Here is a 19,118-nt window from a genome sequence, read left to right on the forward strand (position 1 = left end):
CACGGTCGGCGACTGGCCGACCGCAAGGCCGAACGGCCGCCCGTAGCGGGCGCAGCTCTGCTGCGCATCCAGCGAGGACGCCGCCGCGGAGGCGGCAGCGAAAAGCAAACTATGTCAGATCGTCCATTTCGATCTTCAGGCCTGCCTCGGCATCCTTGCCGGCCTTGCGGCGCAGCGCCTCGATATGGGCGCGGCCGGGAGGGCAGTCTTCGATCGGCAGGGCGGCGATCTGCTTGGCGAACTCCTCGGTGAAGTCGATCGCGTGTTCGGGGTGAGTCAGGATCAGGCCGTCCTGCTGGCTCATGCCGCGTAGGATCTTCGCGCCGACCTCGTAGGGGTCCATGCCGAACTGTTCGAAGGCGGTGCCGAACTGTTCCAGCTCGCCTTCCTTGGGCGGGGCGAATCCGGCATCGGAGAACTGCTCCGGCCGCTTGTGCGCGCTGGCCCAGGCATTGGTGCGGGTGAGCGCGGGGCAGCACAGCGAACAACCGATGCCGTGCGGCGCCAGGTTGTAGCGCAGGCTATCGGTCAGGCCGCGCACGGCGAACTTGCTGGCGGTGTAGATGCCTGCCTGCGGCCCCGGCAGGAAGGCGGCCATGCTGGCGACGTTGACCACGTGGCGGCGGCCGACGCTCTCCTTGATGCGCGGCAGGAAGCTCTGCAGCCCGTTCACCACGCCACCGAAATTGACCCCCATGATCCAGTCGTAGTCGTCGTAGCTGGCCTCGTCGGTCGGGCCGAACACGCTGACGCCGGCGTTGTTCACCAGCACGTGAACCTCACCGAAGTGATCGACCACTTCCTCCGCCACCTGCGCGAAACGCTGGCGGTCGGTCACGTCGAGCTTGCAGAACAGCGGCGTCTCGTAGCCCTTCTCGGCAAACCACTTCTCGGTCGCGGCGCGATCGTCCTCGTTGCGGTAGGACAGCGCCACGCGCATCCCGGCATCGGCAAAGGCCTGCGCCGTGCCGAGGCCGATCCCCGTCACCGCGCCGGTGATGAAGGCCACGCGGCCCTGCCATTCCTCGCGATAATTCGCCGGATCAACTTTCATCGCTCAATTCTCTCCCGCGCCCGCCTTTGGGCTTCCCTTGATTATATCGTTCGTTAGTATTGCATACAAATAGACAAAGGGGAGAGTCGAAATGTCCGATACCGAAGCCCGCCTCGCGGCGTTGGAGAAGAGCGTCCACCGGCTGGAGGACGAAGCCGCCATCCTGCGCCTGCAGATGGCCTATGGCTATTACATCGATTACAACCGGCCCGAGGAAGTCGCCGGCCTGTTCGCCGAGGATGGCGCGGTGGTTTTCCTGTCCGGCGAATATGTCGGCTACGAAGGCGTGATGCGCCTCTACGGCACCTGGTTCCAGAACCTGTTCACCCGCGGTCGCCGCGGCCCGGTACACGGCCTGCTGCTGGATCACTTCCAGTTGCAGCCGGTCATCACCGTGGCCGAGGACCGCATGACCGCCAAGGGCCGCTTCCGCGGCATGCTGGCCGGCGGCTGGCATGACGAGGCGATGGACTGGAAGCCCGAAGGCCCGCCGCAGCAGTTCTGGGAAGCCGGCATCTACGAGAACGACTACGTTCGCGAGCCCGGCCCCGACGGCGAGCTGGTGTGGAAGATCAAGCGCCTCAACTACCTGATGCAGTGGCAGGGCGACTACGAAACCGGCTGGGCGCACACGACCGCGCACCTGCAGCCGGCGGAGCAGACCTATCCGGAAAACCCGCTGGGTCCGGACCGCATCCTGCCCAAGGAAGAGTGGCGCACCACCTGGCCCAACCGCCATCCGGTGGAAATGAGCTTTGCCCACCCCGTGCTGGGCGAGGCCTTCAAGGTGGGCGAATTCACCAAGCTGATGGAAAAGCAGCAGTTCGACGATTGAGGCTGGGCGCGATGCGACACAGTCAGACAATCCTGCTGGCGGCGAGCCTCGCGCTCGCCGCTTGCGGACCTGCAGGCAACGTGGGCGAAGCGGACCCTGCCGGGACCGTTGCGGCCGATCCGATGGACACCAGCGATCGAGAAAGCCTGTCGGACCGCGAGGTGGCCGACCGCTTCATCGAAGTGTTCTACAACCAGAACCGCCTGACCGACGGGTTCGAAGCCTGGGTGCACCCGGACTACATCCAGCACGATCCCAATTCGCCCACCGGGCGTGACCCGACCATCGAAGTGCTCGCCGCGCACATGCAGGCGAACCCGGAGATGCGGCACGACGTCAAGCGCGTCATCTACGGCGACGAGGGCGAAGAGGGCACATTGGTGGCCGTGCACTACCACTTCACCCGCGCACCCGATGACCGGGGCAGCGCGGTAGTCGACATTTTCCGCATCAAGGACGGCTACCTGGTCGAACACTGGGACGTGATCCAGCCGGTGCCCGAGGAAGCGCTCAACGACAATACGATGTTCTAGGGAACGAGGTGAGGGAATGGCCAAGCTCGAAGACGGCAGCGAAAAAGGGTTGAAGGGCCACTTCAAGGAAGACTTCTCTCACCGCGAGCGGATCGGTCTCGCCCCGCGCGCCGGTCACGTCGACCGGCATGCGCCGTACCAGCGTATCGCTACCGAAGAGGCCTGGACCTTCCCGGCGCTGGTGAAGGCGCAGGTCGAGTACCTCGAGAGCGGCGACGCACCCGACGACGACAGCCTGAAGATGGCGGGCATGTTCTCGAAGATGCCGAGCCTGCAGGAAATGCTGCAGGACCTGGGCGACCTGCGCATCAGCCACATGGACGAGCTGGGCATCGACCGGCAATTGCTGCTGCTCACTGCCCCCGGCGTGCAGGTGGTGAAGCCCGGCGACGGCACCGCCCTTTCGCGCGAGGCCAACGACATTGCCGCCGAAGCCTGCCGCAACCATCCCGACCGCTTTTCCGCCTGTGCCGCCTTCGACCCGCGCGACGTGGCAGGCAGCGTGAAGGAAATCGAGCGGGCCATGGGCGAGCTGAAGCTCAACGGTGCCGTGCTAAACTCGCATTTCCAGGGCCACTACATCGACGAGCAGGACTACTGGCCGATCCTCGAGGTGCTCGAGGCGATGGACGCGGCGCTCTACATCCACCCCACCGCGCCCTTCAACGCGCCGCATTACGAGGATCGCGGTTTCTTCGGCGCGCTGGCGGGCTTCCCGCACGATGTCTGGCTGCACACCATGGGGATCATCTTCTCCGGCGCTTTCGACCGCTTCCCCAAGCTGCGCCTCGTCATCGGGCACATGGGCGAATGCCTGCCGCTGCACCTCTACCGGTTCGACTGGATGCAGGGGAATGCCGACGGTCGCAGCCACCTGCGCGGGGGCACCCAGCCCAAGCTGAAGCATCCGGTCAGCCATTACTTCAAGAACAACATCTGGATCACCACCAGCGGCGTGGGCTGGGAACCGGCGATCAAGTTCTGCCAGGACGTGCTGGGGCCGGAGCGCGTGCTCTACGCGATGGATTACCCTTACCAGCAGTCCTACGACGAGGTCGCCGCCTACGACCGCATGGACATGGACGACAAGGTGAAGAAGATGCTGATGGAGGACAACGCGCGCAGCGTTTTCCGCATCACGGGGTAGCGGCTTCCAGCAATTTGGCGATAGCAGCCGGGTGGACCTGGCCGAAGAAGCGCAGCTGCGCTCGGCGGCCCTGCGCCCAGGCCAGCTTGCCGTTCATCTCGATGGAACCGTCGATGCTCAGGTGCACGAAGTCGCTCGCGCCGGGCCAGTCGTCGTTCGCTTCGAGCATGCAACCATCGGCGGTGAGACGGGTGATGGCCACGGCATGACGCGCACCTTCGCATTCGCAGGCACCCGCAATGGCGGGAATATCGCGGCGGTCGTCGAAAGCACTTGCCATGTTCGCGTCTCCAATCTGGAGCCTGCGATGTTACGCAAACATGGTTAACAGGATGTGGTTGCGCCGTTCAGGAAAGCGAATGCTTTGCTGAACGGCGCACAATCGGGGCCTAGCCCCAGACCTCTTCGGCCACTTCCACGCACAGGCGGATCTTGTCGGCCTGCTGCTGCGTGGTGATGTCGTTGCCGTGCACGGTGCTGGCAAAACCACATTGCGGCGACAGCGCCAGCTGCTCGATCGGAGCGTATTTCGCCGCCTCGTCGATCCGGCGCTTGATATCGTCCTTGCTCTCCATCTCGCCCAGCTTGGTCGAGACCAGGCCCAGCACCACGGTCTTGCCCTTGGGCAGGAATCGCAGCGGAGAGAAATCGCCCGAACGTGCATCGTCGTATTCGAGGAAGAAGGCGTCGATGTCGCATTCGTTGAACATCACCTCGGCCACCGGCTCGTAACCGCCTTCGGCCGCCCAGCTGGAGCGGAAGTTGCCGCGGCACAGGTGCATCGTGCGAATAAGGTCTTCCGGCGCGCCATCGAAGCTGGCGTTGATCAGCCTGGCATAGTCATGGGTGATCGAATCCGGATCCATCCCGCGGTTCTGCGCATCCTCGCGGTGACCGGTGTCGCACAGGTAGGCGAGGTTGGTGTCGTCCAGCTGCACATAACGGCAACCGGCGTCGACGAGATCGGCGAGTTCCTCGGCATAGGCCTTGGCCACGTCGTCGTAGAAATCCTGCATTTGCGGATAGGCATCCTCGGGGATGCCTGCACGGCCGGCGCGGAAGTGCAGCATGGTCGGGCTGGGAATGGCGACCTTGGCCATGGCGCCCGGCGCGCTCACCTGGCCAGCGAGGAATTCGTAGTCCGCGCGCTGGATCGGCTTCACGTGTTCGACCTTGCCGGTGATGATCATCTTCGGCGGCGCGAATTCGACATCCACGCCCTTGTCGTTCTTGAACGCCTTCTTGATCCCCCCGGTCTCCTCCACGCCCGACAGCTGGAGCAGGAAGTCGGTGTGGAAGAACTTGCGGCGGAATTCGCCATCGGTCACGGCCTTGATGCCGAGGCTTTCCTGCCATTTCACGAGTTCGGCGATGGCCTCGTCCTCGATCTGGCGCAGGGCGGCTGCGTCGATCTCGCCGGCGGCATGGCGATCGCGCGCCTCGATCACCGATTGCGGGCGCAGGAACGAACCGACGTGGTCGGCACGCGACGGTAGCTTGAATGTCATTTGGGTAATCCTGTCATTGGCTATTAGCGGCTGCTGAGCCAGGGTCATGACGCGGGCTCGCGCTCGACTGACGGGACGGTTCATACGCCTCGCGCTTGCTGCATTGCAACACACTTTATGGCTCGGCAGGGTAAAGCCCTGCTTGACCTTCACAGGCGCAACTTTAACGATGGTTAGGATTGCGCAGCCCTTGGACGGGCGCGACTCAGGACGCTTTGGGAGAGGCGAAAATGCGGATGTTTAAGGCAGCGGCCATCAAGAGCGCGCTGGGGGCAACACTGGCGCTGGCACTGGCCGCGTGCAATTCGAATGGCGCCGCCGAGGGCACGGCCCCGCCGACCGAGGGCGTGACCGACGCGCTGATTGCGTCCGCCGCGGCCGAGGAATGGCTGTCTTACGGCCGCGACTACGGCGAACAGCGCTTCTCTCCGCTGATGCAGATTACGGCCGAGAACGTGGGTCAACTGGGCCTGGCCTGGAGCTACGATTTCGACACGGCGCGCGGGCAGGAAGCCACGCCGCTGGTGCACGACGGCGTGCTCTACACCACCAGCGCCTGGAGCAAGGTCTACGCCTTCGATGCGACGACAGGTGAGCTCAAGTGGAGCTACGATCCCGAAGTCCCGCGTGAAACGCTGGTGGCGGCCTGCTGCGACGCCGTGAACCGCGGTGTCGCCCTCTATGGCGACAAGGTCTATGTCGCCACGCTCGACGGCTATCTCGTCGCACTCAACCAGTCCGACGGCTCGGTCGCCTGGCGCAAGGAATACGTGCCCGACCACGAAAGCTACACCAGCACCGGCGCGCCGCGCGTGGCCGACGGCAAGGTTTTCATCGGCAGCGGCGGCGCCGAGTATCGCGCACGCGGCTTCATCGCCGCCTTCGACTGGGCGGACGGTGACGAATTGTGGCGTTGGCACACCGTGCCCGGCAATCCGGAAGACGGCTTCGAGAACGAGGCCATGGAACGCGCCGCGGCGACCTGGGGCGGCAACTGGTGGGAACTGGGCGGTGGCGGCACCGTGTGGGATTCGATCACCTACGATCCGGAAACCGGCCTGGTGCTGTTCGGCACCGGTAATGCCGAACCGTGGAACCCCGCTGCCAACGGTCGCGAAAGTGCCGACACCGAAGGTGACGACAACCTCTACACCTCATCCATCGTCGCGCTGAATGCCGACACCGGCGAATATGTCTGGCACTTCCAGCAGACGCCCGAGGATCGCTGGGACTACGATTCCAACGCGCAGATCACGCTGGCCGACGTCGAGATCGACGGCGAGCAGCGCCGCGTGGTGATGCATGCGCCAAAGAACGGCTATTTCTACCTGCTCGACGCGGCAACCGGGGAATTCATCTCGGGCACGCCATGGGTCGACATCAACTGGTCGCTGGGTATCGATCCGGTAACCGGACGTCCCGAAATCAACCCGGAAGCACGCTACGAGCAGACCGGTCAGATGTTCGTCGGCCTGCCCGGCGCGGGCGGCGCGCATAGCTGGCACCCGCAAAGCTATTCGCCGGCTACGGGCCTGATGTACATTCCCGCCAACCTCGCCGGCTTCCCGTTCATGGCGGATAACGAGTTCGAGGAAACCGAGCTGGGCTTCCAGACCGGTATCGACGGTGCGGCCACGGCCATGCCGCCGATCCCCGAAGTTCGCGAGGCGACCCTGGCCGCGACCACCGGCGCACTGGTGGCGTGGAACCCGGTGACCGGGCAGGAGGCCTGGCGCGTCGACTATCCGGGCCCATGGAACGGCGGCACGCTGGCAACGGCGGGCAACCTCGTGTTCCAGGGCACCGCGGCTGAGGAATTCCGCGCCTACAACGCCACCTCCGGCGAACAGCTGTGGTCGTTCCCGACGCAGTCCGGCGTGATCGCCGCACCGATGACCTACGCCATCGACGGCGAACAGTATGTCGCCATCATGGTCGGCTGGGGCGGAGTTTGGGACGTTGCCCCTGGCATCCTGTCCGCCAAGTCGGGCACGCCGCGCAACATCAGCCGCCTGCTGGTGTTCAAGCTGGGCGCCGATGGCTCTCTGCCCGAGCCGCCGCCGCTGGCCGAACGCGTGCTCGATCCGCCGCTGTTCACCGGCACCGAGGAACAGGCCGCCGCCGGTGCGCGCCTCTACGCCCGCTTCTGCGGCGCTTGCCACGGCGATGCGGCAGTGGCCGGCGCGCTCAATCCGGACCTGCGCCATTCGATGACGATCAACAACTTCAACGCCATGAAGGCGATCGTGATCGACGGGGCCTTCGCACATAACGGCATGGTCTCCTTCGCCGCCGACATCGACGAGGGCGAACTGGAGAACATTCGCCAGTACATCATCATGCGCGCCAATCAGGACAAGGCGCTGGGCGAATAGAGTTCCACGGGGAGGCTCGACTCCCCGTGGCACACATTCTAACGAGCGTTACGATTGCACAGGCGCCGTAGGCAGCCCCGCGTGCCTTTGCTAGGATAAAGTCAAACAGAGTCGTTTAGGTTGAGAGGACCCGCACAATGAACGAACAAACCACCATCGATCGCACCCAGCGAGAGTATTCCGCCGCCGCCAAGAAGGCGCTGGAGCGTTCGCCCCAGCTCTACATCAACGGTGAGTGGGTCGATTCCTCGGGCGGCGAGACCATCGATGTCGAAGACCCGTCCTCGGGCAAGATCATCTCCAAGATCGTCGAGGCGACCGACAAGGACGTCGATCGCGCCGTGGCCGCTGCCCGCGCCGCCTTCGACGACAAGCGCTGGCGCGGCATGCCGCCGGTCGAGCGCGAGAAGATCATGCACAAGCTGGCCAACCTGATCGAGGAGCACGCCGACGAGCTGGCCGAGCTCGAGGCCATCGACGTCGGCAAGCCGAAGGGCATGGCCGGTGCGGTCGACGTGCCGGGTGCGGCTTCGCACATCCGTTTCTGCGCTGGCTGGGCCGGCAAGATCACCGGCGAGACGATCCCGCCCTACACCATGCCCGACGGCATGCTGTTCGCCTACACGCTGAAGGAGCCGGTCGGCGTCTGCGCCCAGATCGTGCCGTGGAACTTCCCGCTGCTGATGGCCTGCCTGAAGATCGGCCCGGCGCTGGCGGCAGGCTGCACCACGATCCTGAAGCCGGCCGAGCAGACCAGCCTGACCGCGCTGCGCCTGTTCGACCTGATCCATGAAGCCGGTATCCCGGCCGGCGTTGCCAACCTCATCACCGGCTATGGCCACACGGGCGGCGATCGCCTGGTGAAGCACCCCGATGTCGACAAGGTGGCCTTCACCGGATCGACCGAAATCGGCAAGCTGATCAACCGCAACGCCACCGACACGCTGAAGCACGTCACGCTGGAACTGGGCGGCAAGAGCCCGGTGGTGGTGATGCCGGATGTCAACGTGCAGGAAACCGCTCCGGGCGTGGCTGGCGCGATCTTCTTCAACTCGGGCCAGGTCTGCGTCGCCGGTTCGCGCCTCTATGCGCACAAGAGCGTGTTCGACAAGGTCGTGGAAGGCATGGCCGAGACCAAGGATTTCTGGGCTCCGCGTCCCTCGCTCGATCCCGATGCACACATGGGTCCGCTGGTCTCCAAGGAACAGCATGATCGCGTGATGGGCTACATCGACGCGGGCAAGCGCGATGGTGCCAGCGTGCTGATGGGCGGCGATGCGCCGTCCGATGCCGGCTACTACGTCAACCCCACCATCCTCACCGACGTGAACCCGCAGATGAGCGTCGTGCGCGAGGAAATCTTCGGCCCGGTCGTCGTCGCCCAGCGATTCGAGGACCTCGACGAAGTGGTGAAGGACGCCAACGACACGCAGTACGGCCTTGCCGCAGGCGTGTGGACCAAGGACGTCACCGCCGCGCACAAGATCGCCGCGCGGCTGCAGGCCGGCACCGTGTGGGTGAACACCCACGCCATGATCGACACCGCGATCCCGTTCGGCGGCTACAAGGAAAGCGGCGTCGGCCGCGAGCAGGGCCGCGAAGGTATTGACGCCTACCTGCAGACCAAGTCCGTCATCATGAAGATGGACTAAGAAGCAGAGCAATCGAGGCCCGCCGCCGGATCGTCCGGGGCGGGCCTTATTGTCTGTAAAGGGGGAGTTTGATTTGCCGGTAGATCCCAACAAGGTCCGCGCCATCGACGTGCACGTGCACGCCGAGGTTTCCTGTCACGATCCCGAAGACCCGGTGATGGGCAAGTTCTTCGACGCGGCCAGCCACTATTTCAAGGCCCCGCGCGAACGGCCCAAGATGCCCGAGATCATCGAGCTCTATCGCGAGACGAACATCGCCTTCTGCATGTTCACCGTCGATTGCGAGAGCGGCATGGGCGCCAAGCGCGTGTCGAACTACGAAGTCGCGGAAATCGCCAACAAGAACGACGATATCTGCATCCCCTTCGCCTCCATCGACCCGCACAAGGGCAAGTACGGCGCGCGCGAGGCGCTCGACCTGATCGAGAACCACGGCGTGAAGGGCTTCAAGTTCCACGGCATTGCCCAGAACGCCCACCCGGCGGACCGGATGGGCTACCCGATCTACGAAGTCATCAACGAGTACAAGCTGCCGGCCATCTTCCACACCGGCCATTCCGGCATGGGCACGGGCATGCGCGGTGGCGGCGGCATGCGCCTGAAGTATGGCGAGCCAATGCTGATCGACGATGTCGCGGTGGACTTCCCCGACATGAAGATCATCCTCGCCCATCCCTCCTGGCCGTGGGTCGACCAGAGCCTGTCGATGGCGCTGCACAAGGACAACGTCTTCATCGACCTGTCGGGCTGGAGCCCGAAGTACTTCCCCAAGCAGGTGGTCACCTACGCCAACACCCAGCTTAAGCATAAGATGATGTTCGGCAGCGATTTCCCGCTGATCCATCCGGACAAGTGGATTGCCGCGGCGAAGGAAGTGGGCTTCCGCGATGAAGTGATGCCGGGCATCATGAAAGACAACGCGGCCCGCGTGCTGGGGCTGACCGGGCAGGAATAGAGATCCGGTGGAGCGTACGAAAATCCCCAACTGGCAACGCTTGTCCGACCAGGTCACCACCTCGGGCAAGCTGGTGGAGGAAGATCTTCCCGAACTGGCCAGCATGGGCGTGCGCGAAGTGATCGACCTGATCCCCGAAGGCCACGAGGATGAACTGGCGAACGAAGGCGACAAGCTTGCCGCGCTGGGGATCGGCTACGTGCGGATACCCGTCCCGTTCAGGACGCCCACCGAGGATCATTACGGCCGCTTCGTCGACCAGCTGGCGAAGGTCGAAAAACCGGTCCACGTGCATTGCGTGGCGAACTGGCGGGTCTCCCCCTTCTTCTATCGCTACCACCTGGAACTGGGGATGGAGGAACGCGCCGCACGCCGGCTGCTACAGCAGCAGTGGTACCCGGTCGACAGCGACGATCCGCTGACCCAACCTTGGTCGGATTTCATTGCCGCCGCCCGCGCGCGGCCGATCAGCGAGCAGGAACCTCAAGCATGACATTCGATGGCCAGCATATCGTCGTGACCGGCGCATCCTCGGGTATCGGCCTCGTCACCGCCAAGCTGCTCGCGCAGCGCGGAGCGAAAGTGACGCTGATCGCGCGCCGGTCCGACAAGCTGGAGGAAGCCAAGCAGGAAATTGGCGACAACGCCGCCTGGGCCACGGCCGACGTCGGCGATCGCGAGCAGCTGGAAAACGCGCTGGACGCGGCGGTTTCGCAGAACGGGCCGATCCACGGGCTGTTCGCCAATGCCGGGCTGACTGGCGGCTTCACCCCGCTGCTCGAATATCCGGGCGACCTGTGGGAGGATACCTTGCGGGTGAACCTCTCGTCGGTGTTCTGGGCGATCCAGAAGGTGCTGCCGGCCATGGTCGAGGCGAACAAGGGCTCCATCCTCGTTACCGGGTCGATGGCCTCGAAGCGGGGCATGGCGATGAACCCTGCCTATGTCGCCTCGAAGCACGGCCTGCTCGGCCTCAGCCGCGCGGTGGCGATGGAAATGGCCCCGCATGGCGTGCGCTGCAATTGTGTGATCCCCGGCTTCATCGAGACCGAAGCCCTGGCGCGGATTCCTGAGGAACAGCGCAAGATGATCGAAGGCCGCGTTCCGCAACGCCGCATGGGCAGCGCCGAGGAGATGGCCGAGGTCGCCGCCTTCCTCTTGTCCGATGCCGCCAGCCATGTCACCGGACAGGACTGGGCAGTGGACGGCGGAACGCTGGAAACCCTGGAAGTATAGAAAAGCGGAGAGACGATAATGCGTGCATGGTTGCTGCCGGAAGGATCCGACGGGTTCGACAAGCTCTATCTGGACGAACTGCCCGATCCCGAGCCTGGTCCCGGCGAGGTTGTCGTCGCGCCCACCGCATGGTCGCTCAACTACCGCGATTTCGCGGTCGCCAGCGGCAAGTATTTCGGCGGTGCGATTACCGAACCGTCGGTGCCGCTGTCCGATGGTGCGGGCAAGATCGTCGCCGTCGGCGAAGGGGTGAAGTCGGTACGCGTGGGCGACAAGGTGCAGTCGACCTTCTTCCAGGGCTGGATCGACGGCCCGCCCAAGTTCGTCCCCGCACTGGGCGACGGCAAGGCACCCGGCATGCTGGCCGAAAAGGTCGTGCTGTCCGAACACGGCGTCATCCCGATGGCGCGCAGCCTCGACGAACAGCAGGCATCGTGCCTGCCCTGTGCCGGCGTCACCGCCTGGAACGCGCTGTTCGAAGGCGGCAATCCGCTCAAGGCCGGGCAGAAGGTGCTGGTGCTGGGCACCGGCGGCGTGTCGCTGATCGCGCTCAAGCTGGCCAAGGCAGCCGGCGCGGAAGTGATTGCCACCAGCTCCTCCGACGAGAAGCTGGAGCAGGTGAAGGCGCTCGGTGCCGACCACACCATCAACTACAAGGACATCCCCGAATGGGGCGCGCACGTGCGCGATACCTTCGGCGGGGCCGACAAGATCATCGAGGTCGGCGGGACCGGCACGCTGAAGCAGAGCATGGACGCTTGCGCCATGCTGGCGGAAATCGCCCTGATCGGCGTGCTCACCCAGGGCGATCCGCCCGACACGCACGCCCTGATGTTCACCGGCTCGTCGATCCGCGGCATCTTCGTCGGCTCGGCGCGCATGGCGCGTGACCTCAACGCCTTCATCGACAAGCATCACATCACCTTCCCGATCGGCAAGACCTTCGCCTTCGAGGAAGCCGACCAGGCCTACGCCCATGGCTGGGGGCCGGACAGCTTCGGCAAGACGGTGATCGCGCTGGGTTGAGGCGTATCAATGCGGTGAGCGGCGCGACGGCGTGATATCCGCGCACTGTAGCGGGAGAGGACAGAGACCATGTGGGAAGTGCGCGTCAGCCCTTGCGGCGATTTCGACAACCACCCGTTCAAGTCGAACCATTTCGGCGTGGAGCCGCTGGCGGCGGCCATGGGTGCGGAAATCACCGGCGTGCGCCTTCCCGAGCTTTCCGACGAGGGCATCGCCAGCCTCAAGCAGGCGCTGTGGAAGCACAAGATGGTCTACCTGCGGGACCAGCACCTCTCGCATGCCGAACATGAGGAGTTCGCGGCCCGCCTCGGCCCCTTCGCGGTCGATGCCTATACACAGGGGGTTGAGGGGCACCGAGAGGTCCACCCGATCATCAAGGAGGCGGACGAGGTGACGCCGTCGCTGTTCGGCGGCGGCTGGCATACCGACAGCCCCTTCCTGCCCGAACCGCCCAGCATCACCACGCTGCGGCAGGTCGAAGGCCCGCCCTATGGCGGCGACACGACCTGGACCAACACCGCGCTGGCCTTCCGCCACCTCAGCAAGACCTACCAGGACATGCTGCGTCCCCTGCGCGTGCACATGAGCGCGGCGAACAACTACGCCACGCAGAACAAGCTGCGCGGCGACGGCGCGATCCAGTTCGGCGACAAGTCCAAGCACGAGCAGGGCATCAAGGGCAGTATCCACCCGCTGGTGCGCAAGCATCCCGAGACCGGCGAGGAAGCGCTGTATATCTGCGATACCTATGCCGTCGGCATCGAGGGGATGACCACGCACGAGGCCAAGCCGATCATCGACTTCCTCGTCCAGCACACCATCCAGCATGCCTTCACCTGCCGCCTGCGCTGGCGGCCGGGCATGGTGTGCATGTGGGACAATGCGGCGACCATGCACCTCGGTCCGAACGACTACGATGGCTTCCGCCGCGAGATGTATCGCACCACCACGGCAGGCGGAGTGCCCGCCTGAGCAACAAGTTGGAGACGGCCATGTATTCGCATATCCTCGTCCCGGTCGATCTCGATGAGGCGAGTTCCTGGGGCAAGGCCGTCCAGACAGCGCGCAAGCTGGCCGAGAATTTCGCCGCCAGGCTGACTCTCTGCACCGTGGTCCCCGATAACGCCGCCATGCTGAAGGCGGGCTGGTCGCCGCCCTCCTACGACGCCTTGCTGGAAAAGGCCGCCGCCCGGCTCATCCTGCTGAAGAACGAGCTCGGGCTGGACGAGGCGCAGACCGAGGTCGGCATGGGCTCGGTCGCCAACGGCGTGCTGGCCCTGGCCGAACGCGGCGACGTGGACCTGATCGTCCTGTCCGCCCACCGGCCGGAAATGCAGGACTGGCTGCTCGGCACCAACACCTCGCGCATTGTCCGGCACGCGAAGTGCTCGGTCTTCGTCGTGCGCGACTGACGCGATGCTGGGCAAGTCGCGCGATCTGCATGAGGAACACGCCCCCCGCACCATCCGCCAGCGGATCGGGAATCCGCGCGGCGAGAGTCCGCTCGGCGATTTCATGCTGGGTGGCGTCGATGGCGTGGTCACCACCTTTGCCGTAGTCGCCGGCAGTGCGGGCGGTCAGCTGAGCGCCACCACGGTCATCATCCTGGGTTTCGCCAACCTGCTGGCCGACGGCTTCAGCATGGCGGTCAGCAACTATCTCGGCACCAAGACCCGGCTGGAAGAGGTCCGTCGCAGCCGCGCCGACGAGGAATGGCAGATCCGCGAATTTCCCGAGGGGGAAGAGCGGGAGATCCGGGAGATCTTCGCGCAGAAAGGGTTCGAGGACGAGACGCTGGAAGAGATCGTCCGGGTCATCACCGCCGACCGGCGGGTCTGGGTCGATACGATGATGGCCGAGGAATTGCAGATGAGCGACGTGTCGGCGCGCCCCTTCCGGGCCGGCCTGACCACCTTCGTCGCCTTCTCGCTTTGCGGGCTGATCCCGCTGCTGCCCTTCCTCTTCGGGTTCGCCGATTTCGACACGACATTCATCGTCAGTGCCATTCTCGGGGCTGTCACCTTCTTTACCCTGGGCACCATAAAGGGCCTGACTGTGGGCACATCGCCCCTGCGATCAGGCTTGCGCACCTTCGCGATCGGCAGCGTTGCCGCCGCGCTTGCCTATGTCGCCGGTCACCTGCTGCACGCCTGGCTGGCCGGCTGATCGGGTTACCCACAAGCGTGCGACGTTAGCTACCACCATTTCATATATGTGATATTGTGCTTCCCGGAGGTCGCCAGGAGGAGAATGTCATGCGTAATCTGGTATGCGCTCTTTGCATCGTGCTTGCGGCTTGTTCGTCCGAAGAGACCGAGCCGGTTGTCGAAACCACCGATTTCGTAACGGCGAATGGTACCAGTGCCGGGATATACGAAGTCTCGGCGGAAGACGGGACCACGTCCATCGTCACCATCTATGCCGACGGCACCTATTCGCAGGTTACCCCCGACGGGACGCAGGCCGCGGCCGGCGAGCTTTCGGTGGTCGATGGCAAGACCTGTTTCCGCGCCCGTGTCGCCGGTTCGCAGCCGCTTTGCTACACGGAGACCCCGCCGGACGCCGATGGCGCCTACACGGCGACGCCCGAGGGCGGGGAACCGCTGACGGTACGACCCTACGACCCTTCGGCGACGACCGAAGGCTGACGCTGCAACGCGGCGCCGGCCAGCAACCGGGGCCGCGTCGATCAGCCGGCGAAGAAGTTCAGCTCCAGCAGCACGTTGTTGGGGTCGGCGGTGAAGATCTGCCGCAGGTTGATCGCCTCGACCAGGTTCTCCTGGTAATCGGCGCCCTTGGCATCGAGGCGCGCCTTCATGTCCTCGTATCCCTCCAGTCGCAACGCGACATGATGCAGCGCCCCGGTCAGCGCGCCGGGCTGCACCTCGCGGTCATAGGCGCGCACGCAATCGACCGAATTGATGTGGATGATCGCCCGCCCCTCAGCATCGAACATCCATTGCGCGGTCTGCGGCGTCAGCGGTGGCGGCCCGTCGCGGCGTTCGAGGTTGAGCATCTCCGCATACCAGTCCGCCGTCTCGTCCAGCCGGTCGGTGATGATGTTGACGTGATCCAGCGCTTCGACCTTCACAGGGTGCCTCCTGACGTTTTGCTACCTTTAGGCCTTGCCTCACTAGCCGAATATTGTATGTGATGCATACAAATTTCGCATATATGATTCTTTCATGAATATGGAGAGGAGCCAAAATGGCCGACAATCTGGAACAGGTACTGGCTAAAGCGAACGGCGACATCGTCGGCCAGCTGCGTAACAACAAGATCGGTGCCTATGTGTACCCCGTCGTCGCCCCGGAATTTTCCAACTGGCGTGACGAGCAGTGGGCCTGGCAGCACGGCGCCGTGCTGTTCGACCAGTCGCACCACATGTTCGACCTCTACATCAACGGTCCCGACGCCGGTAAGCTGCTGTCGGACACGATGGTCAACTCGTCCAAGGGCTGGGAAGTCAACAAGGCGAAGCAGTACGTCCCGACCACGCCGTACGGCCACGTCATCGGCGACGGCATCATCTTCCGCCTGGCTGAAGAAGAATATGTCTATGTCGGCCGCGCACCTGCTGCGAACTGGCTGATGTACCAGGCTGAAAAGGGCGGCTACAACGTCGACATCATCAACGATCCGCGTTCGCCCTCGCGCCCGATGGGCAAGCCGGTGAAGCGCATCTCCTGGCGTTTCCAGATCCAGGGCCCGCGCGCTTGGGACGTGATCGAGAAGCTGAACGGCGAACCGCTGGACAAGCTGAAGTTCTTCAACATGTCGACGATGAAGATCGGCGACAAGACGATCCGCACCCTGCGTCACGGCATGGCCGGTTCGCCGGGCCTGGAAATCTGGGGTCCGTACGAAGAGCAGGAATATGTCCGCGAGAAGATCCTCGAAGCCGGTGAAGAATTCGGCCTGATCCCGGTCGGTTCGCGCGCCTACCCGTCGAACACGCTGGAATCCGGCTGGATCCCCAGCCCGCTGCCTCCGATCTACACCGGTGACGAGCTGGAAGATTATCGCAAGTGGCTGCCGGCCAATGGCTACGAAGCCACCGGTTCGATCGCCGGTTCGTTCGTCTCCGACAACATCGAAGACTACTACACCAACCCGTACCAGCTGGGTTACGGTCCGTTCGTCAAGTTCGACCACGACTTCATCGGTGCCGACGCACTGAAGAAGATGGAAGAAGACGGCACCAAGGATCGTTACAAGAAGGTGACCTTCGAGTGGAATGCGGACGACATGAAGAAGATCGTCGGTTCCATGTTCGATCCGGAAGGCGAGCAGTACAAGTTCTTCGACCTGCCGCTGGCCAACTACGGCAACTCCAGCTTCGACGCTGTGAAGGACGCCGACGGCACCGTGATCGGCAAGTCGATGTTCACCGGCTACTCGTGGAACGAGAAGAAGGCCCTGTCGCTCGGCTTCGTCGACGCCGACGTTCCGCTGGGCACCGAGCTCGCTCTCACCTGGGGTGAAGAAAACGGCGGCACGGAAAAGACCACGGTCGAGCCGCACAAGCAGCTGGACGTCAAGGTCATCGTCTCGCCGGTGCCCTACGGCAAGATGGCTGCCGACACCTACGCCACCGGCTGGCGCACCAAGAAGACTTTCTCGTAAGTCTTCGCAGCCAATCGGCTAACCGAATTGGGGGAGGCAGTGCCAAACTGCCTCCCCTTTTTCGTGCCGGACATTAGCGTAGAGCAGAAGGGAGAGTGCTGATGGCCAATTTCGTTCTCGTCCACGGGGCCTGGGGCGGCAACCACACCTGGGGGGATGTTCCGGCACGGCTGGAGGCAGAAGGGCACAGTGTGCTCAACTGCACCCTGCCCGGCCTCGGTTCACGCCAGGACGAACTGCATCCCGGCATCACGCTGACAGACCATGTCGATGCCGTCTGTGAACAGGTGGAAGCCGCAGGCTTCGACCGCTTCATCATCGCCGGTCATTCCTATGGCGGCATGGTGATCTCTGCGGTCGCCAGCCGGCTCGGCAAGCGTATCGACGCCATCTGCTATGTCGATGCCTTCATGCCCGAAAGTGACCAGTCGCTGTGGGACATCACCGGCGAGTTCGAGCACAACTGGTATATCGACACCCAGCGGCACCAGCCGGGCTATGTCACGCCCATCGGCTCGATCGACTTCGAGCACGTGCCTGGTGTGGTCGGCTTCCACCCCCTGCTGACGCTGCTGGAGGCGATTCCCTACAGCGGCGACGAGCAGGCGGTCCCGAAGAAGAGTTACATCTTCGCCACCGGCTACGATCCCACGCCCTTCGCCGGGTTCGCTGCCAAGGCCAAGGAAGCGGGCTGGGATTACCACGAGACGGCGACGGACCACTTCGTGATGCAGAACGACCCGGACCTGACGGTGAGGGTGCTGCTGGGCCTGGCCGGCTGATTACATCCCGAGCATGGCCGGATCGAGCGGCGTGCCCTGCGCGGCCATGCCCTCGACGAGGTCTGTAACGATCTGCTCCACATCGTGCCGCGAGGCGCGCTGGCGCAGATTGGCGAGGTCCTCCTCGCCATGCCAGCGGCCGTTGCGGACCACGCCCACGACCTGCCGGATACAGGCAATGTCGGCGCGCGGGTCACAAGCGGTGAAGACGATTTCCGCTGCGCAGCCTGCCCCGGTGCAGCCCAGCCGGCCTTCCTCACCCAGAACGCGCGCGGCATTGGCGGTGGCCGTATCCACGGCCTCGGCGGGCGTCAGTCCGGCTTCGACCAGCAGCTCCAGTTCGTCGTGCAGGGCGTCGCCGGGAATATTGGTGAAGATACCGGCATCGCTGCCCGCGACCAGCAGCACGCCCGCATCCTGCATCGCCCCGGTCATCCAGGAATAGAACTCGGCTTGCCCGGCCTCGTAGGCAGGGTCACGTGATGCCCAGGCGGCGATGTTCGCGGCCTCGGTCTGCTGGGTGACGGGATTGAGCCACTCGGTCCCGGTCCGGCTGGCATAGGCCCCCTGGCTTTCCGCCACCCGCACGAGGTTGCGATGGGCCACCAGCGTCGGCGTGACCGGCGAACCGCTTGCGACAAGGTCCGCCACCAGTTGCTCGCCTGCCTCGCGGTCCGTGGTCGAGCGCAGCCCGTGAAAGGCAATGCTCTCGGTATGCTCGATGGTCTCGAACCCGGCAGCCAGCGTGTCGGCGATGGGGACGAGGAAATCGCGCTCGAACGGGATGCCCTCCTCGCGCGCGCCTTCCACCGGGTGACCGGTTACCATCATGCCCAGTGCCTCGGCTTCTGCCAGAGCGGCGGCAAAGGCCTCTCCGGTCAGGTTGGAATAGAGCTTGATCCGCGTGTAGCCGGCCTCATGCTGCGCCCGCACGGCAGCGCGCGCCTCCTCGGCCGTGGCTGCCATCACATGATTGATCTGCGCATTGGGGCCGGGCGAATTGAGGATCGGTCCGCTGGTAAGCAGGCGCGGCCCCTCCAGCGTGCCCGCCTCGATCGCTTCTGCCATGCGCAGGTGGAAAGGCATGCCCGACAGGTTGCGAACCGTGGTGACACCGTGGGCGAGATAGGCGGCCAGCTCCGCCTCGCCCCAGACGTGCACGTGCATGTCGATCAGGCCCGGCGTGACAAAGGCCCCGCCAACATCGACCGTGCGCCCCTTTTCCGGCGGCAGGATGCTGCCGCCATTGGCGACAATCACGCCATCTTCGATGAAGATCGAATGGCCATCGGGACCGACATTGGTCAGCAGCAGGGCATCCTGCGCCGCCGCCGGCACCGCGGCCGCCAACAAGGCGGTGGCGAAAAGGCTACGCACCGTCGCCTGCAC

General features: G+C 64.4%; 20 protein-coding genes. 15 read left to right on the forward strand and 5 right to left on the reverse strand.

The genetic code is table 11. The annotated features are described in order from the left end of the window. Positions 1 to 109 precede the first annotated feature (109 nt). Positions 110 to 1,054 carry an SDR family oxidoreductase gene (locus OZN62_RS07885; protein WP_269099012.1) on the reverse strand — a complete coding sequence of 315 codons (945 nt, stop codon included), beginning with the start codon at positions 1,052 to 1,054 and terminating at the stop codon, positions 110 to 112. 91 nt (positions 1,055 to 1,145) lie between these two features. On the opposite strand from OZN62_RS07885, the gene OZN62_RS07890 reads away from it, so the two are divergent. The 3 genes from OZN62_RS07890 to OZN62_RS07900 are packed head-to-tail and all read left to right on the forward strand — an operon-like array spanning position 1,146 to position 3,569. After that, entirely contained in the window at positions 1,146 to 1,889 is a 744-nt protein-coding gene (locus OZN62_RS07890) for a nuclear transport factor 2 family protein (protein WP_269099015.1), read from the forward strand. Between the two features lie 11 nt (positions 1,890 to 1,900). Beyond that, positions 1,901 to 2,422: a nuclear transport factor 2 family protein gene (locus tag OZN62_RS07895; protein ID WP_269099016.1), complete on the forward strand. Its 522-nt coding sequence runs from the start codon at positions 1,901 to 1,903 to the stop codon at positions 2,420 to 2,422. 16 nt (positions 2,423 to 2,438) lie between these two features. Then, entirely contained in the window at positions 2,439 to 3,569 is a 1,131-nt protein-coding gene (locus tag OZN62_RS07900; RefSeq protein ID WP_269099017.1) for an amidohydrolase family protein, read from the forward strand. On the opposite strand, the gene OZN62_RS07905 is transcribed toward OZN62_RS07900, so the two are convergent. Further along, a complete protein-coding gene (locus OZN62_RS07905; RefSeq protein ID WP_269099019.1) occupies positions 3,559 to 3,849 on the reverse strand; it encodes a hypothetical protein in 291 nt (96 codons plus the stop codon). The genes OZN62_RS07900 and OZN62_RS07905 overlap by 11 nt on opposite strands. Before the next feature lie 109 nt (positions 3,850 to 3,958). After that, complete coding sequence (locus OZN62_RS07910; protein ID WP_269099020.1) at positions 3,959 to 5,077, reverse strand: 5-methyltetrahydropteroyltriglutamate--homocysteine S-methyltransferase; 1,119 nt, start codon at positions 5,075 to 5,077, stop codon at positions 3,959 to 3,961. Between the two features lie 230 nt (positions 5,078 to 5,307). Here OZN62_RS07910 and OZN62_RS07915 point away from each other — a divergent pair, with 230 nt between their 5' ends. The 10 genes from OZN62_RS07915 to OZN62_RS07960 all read left to right on the forward strand — a co-directional run bounded on the left by OZN62_RS07915 (position 5,308) and on the right by OZN62_RS07960 (position 14,969). Further along, positions 5,308 to 7,452 (forward strand): PQQ-dependent dehydrogenase, methanol/ethanol family, encoded by a 2,145-nt coding sequence (locus OZN62_RS07915; protein ID WP_269099021.1) that lies wholly within the window; start codon positions 5,308 to 5,310, stop codon positions 7,450 to 7,452. A 137-nt stretch (positions 7,453 to 7,589) separates the two neighbouring features. After that, entirely contained in the window at positions 7,590 to 9,104 is a 1,515-nt protein-coding gene (locus OZN62_RS07920) for an aldehyde dehydrogenase family protein (protein ID WP_269099022.1), read from the forward strand. A 73-nt stretch (positions 9,105 to 9,177) separates the two neighbouring features. Continuing rightward, entirely contained in the window at positions 9,178 to 10,059 is an 882-nt protein-coding gene (locus OZN62_RS07925) for an amidohydrolase family protein (protein WP_269099024.1), read from the forward strand. Between the two features lie 7 nt (positions 10,060 to 10,066). Next, positions 10,067 to 10,552 (forward strand): protein tyrosine phosphatase family protein, encoded by a 486-nt coding sequence (locus OZN62_RS07930; protein ID WP_269099026.1) that lies wholly within the window; start codon positions 10,067 to 10,069, stop codon positions 10,550 to 10,552. Then, positions 10,549 to 11,295, forward strand: coding sequence for an SDR family NAD(P)-dependent oxidoreductase (locus tag OZN62_RS07935; RefSeq protein WP_269099027.1), 747 nt, complete (start codon positions 10,549 to 10,551; stop codon positions 11,293 to 11,295). The genes OZN62_RS07930 and OZN62_RS07935 overlap by 4 nt, the downstream gene beginning before the upstream one ends. An 18-nt stretch (positions 11,296 to 11,313) precedes the next feature. After that, a complete protein-coding gene (locus OZN62_RS07940; RefSeq protein WP_269099030.1) occupies positions 11,314 to 12,321 on the forward strand; it encodes a zinc-dependent alcohol dehydrogenase family protein in 1,008 nt (335 codons plus the stop codon). A 69-nt stretch (positions 12,322 to 12,390) separates the two neighbouring features. Then, complete coding sequence (locus OZN62_RS07945) at positions 12,391 to 13,293, forward strand: TauD/TfdA dioxygenase family protein (RefSeq protein ID WP_269099031.1); 903 nt, start codon at positions 12,391 to 12,393, stop codon at positions 13,291 to 13,293. Between the two features lie 20 nt (positions 13,294 to 13,313). Continuing rightward, complete coding sequence (locus OZN62_RS07950) at positions 13,314 to 13,733, forward strand: universal stress protein (RefSeq protein WP_269099032.1); 420 nt, start codon at positions 13,314 to 13,316, stop codon at positions 13,731 to 13,733. Between the two features lie 4 nt (positions 13,734 to 13,737). Continuing rightward, positions 13,738 to 14,487, forward strand: a complete 750-nt coding sequence (locus OZN62_RS07955; RefSeq protein WP_269099033.1) for a VIT1/CCC1 transporter family protein — start codon at positions 13,738 to 13,740, stop codon at positions 14,485 to 14,487. Between the two features lie 89 nt (positions 14,488 to 14,576). Continuing rightward, on the forward strand, positions 14,577 to 14,969 hold the full coding sequence (locus OZN62_RS07960) for a hypothetical protein (protein WP_269099034.1): 393 nt from the start codon (positions 14,577 to 14,579) through the stop codon (positions 14,967 to 14,969). 41 nt (positions 14,970 to 15,010) lie between these two features. Here OZN62_RS07960 and OZN62_RS07965 read toward each other — a convergent pair whose 3' ends face one another. After that, entirely contained in the window at positions 15,011 to 15,412 is a 402-nt protein-coding gene (locus tag OZN62_RS07965) for a VOC family protein (protein WP_269099035.1), read from the reverse strand. A gap of 116 nt (positions 15,413 to 15,528) precedes the next feature. Between OZN62_RS07965 and ligM the strand changes: the two genes are divergently transcribed. Both ligM and OZN62_RS07975 read left to right on the forward strand, forming a co-directional pair. Beyond that, positions 15,529 to 16,947, forward strand: a complete 1,419-nt coding sequence (gene ligM / locus OZN62_RS07970) for a vanillate/3-O-methylgallate O-demethylase (RefSeq protein WP_269099036.1) — start codon at positions 15,529 to 15,531, stop codon at positions 16,945 to 16,947. 101 nt (positions 16,948 to 17,048) lie between these two features. Further along, positions 17,049 to 17,729 (forward strand): alpha/beta fold hydrolase, encoded by a 681-nt coding sequence (locus OZN62_RS07975; RefSeq protein ID WP_269099037.1) that lies wholly within the window; start codon positions 17,049 to 17,051, stop codon positions 17,727 to 17,729. On the opposite strand, the gene OZN62_RS07980 is transcribed toward OZN62_RS07975, so the two are convergent. Beyond that, on the reverse strand, positions 17,730 to 19,106 hold the full coding sequence (locus OZN62_RS07980; protein ID WP_269099038.1) for an amidohydrolase family protein: 1,377 nt from the start codon (positions 19,104 to 19,106) through the stop codon (positions 17,730 to 17,732). Positions 19,107 to 19,118 lie beyond the last annotated feature (12 nt).

Origin of the sequence: Aurantiacibacter sp. MUD11 (genome assembly GCF_026967575.1) — a bacterium.
Classification (GTDB): domain Bacteria; phylum Pseudomonadota; class Alphaproteobacteria; order Sphingomonadales; family Sphingomonadaceae; genus Alteraurantiacibacter.

Coding starts and splice junctions, on each gene's coding strand:
- OZN62_RS07890 (WP_269099015.1), top strand. CDS start 1,146: ATGTCCGATACCGAAGCCCGCCTCGCGGCGTTGGAGAAGAGCGTCCAC.
- OZN62_RS07910 (WP_269099020.1), bottom strand. CDS start 5,077: ATGACATTCAAGCTACCGTCGCGTGCCGACCACGTCGGTTCGTTCCTG.
- OZN62_RS07905 (WP_269099019.1), bottom strand. CDS start 3,849: ATGGCAAGTGCTTTCGACGACCGCCGCGATATTCCCGCCATTGCGGGT.
- OZN62_RS07915 (WP_269099021.1), top strand. CDS start 5,308: ATGCGGATGTTTAAGGCAGCGGCCATCAAGAGCGCGCTGGGGGCAACA.
- OZN62_RS07960 (WP_269099034.1), top strand. CDS start 14,577: ATGCGTAATCTGGTATGCGCTCTTTGCATCGTGCTTGCGGCTTGTTCG.
- OZN62_RS07900 (WP_269099017.1), top strand. CDS start 2,439: ATGGCCAAGCTCGAAGACGGCAGCGAAAAAGGGTTGAAGGGCCACTTC.
- OZN62_RS07920 (WP_269099022.1), top strand. CDS start 7,590: ATGAACGAACAAACCACCATCGATCGCACCCAGCGAGAGTATTCCGCC.
- OZN62_RS07935 (WP_269099027.1), top strand. CDS start 10,549: ATGACATTCGATGGCCAGCATATCGTCGTGACCGGCGCATCCTCGGGT.
- OZN62_RS07885 (WP_269099012.1), bottom strand. CDS start 1,054: ATGAAAGTTGATCCGGCGAATTATCGCGAGGAATGGCAGGGCCGCGTG.
- OZN62_RS07950 (WP_269099032.1), top strand. CDS start 13,314: ATGTATTCGCATATCCTCGTCCCGGTCGATCTCGATGAGGCGAGTTCC.
- OZN62_RS07940 (WP_269099030.1), top strand. CDS start 11,314: ATGCGTGCATGGTTGCTGCCGGAAGGATCCGACGGGTTCGACAAGCTC.
- ligM (WP_269099036.1), top strand. CDS start 15,529: ATGGCCGACAATCTGGAACAGGTACTGGCTAAAGCGAACGGCGACATC.
- OZN62_RS07945 (WP_269099031.1), top strand. CDS start 12,391: ATGTGGGAAGTGCGCGTCAGCCCTTGCGGCGATTTCGACAACCACCCG.
- OZN62_RS07955 (WP_269099033.1), top strand. CDS start 13,738: ATGCTGGGCAAGTCGCGCGATCTGCATGAGGAACACGCCCCCCGCACC.
- OZN62_RS07975 (WP_269099037.1), top strand. CDS start 17,049: ATGGCCAATTTCGTTCTCGTCCACGGGGCCTGGGGCGGCAACCACACC.
- OZN62_RS07895 (WP_269099016.1), top strand. CDS start 1,901: ATGCGACACAGTCAGACAATCCTGCTGGCGGCGAGCCTCGCGCTCGCC.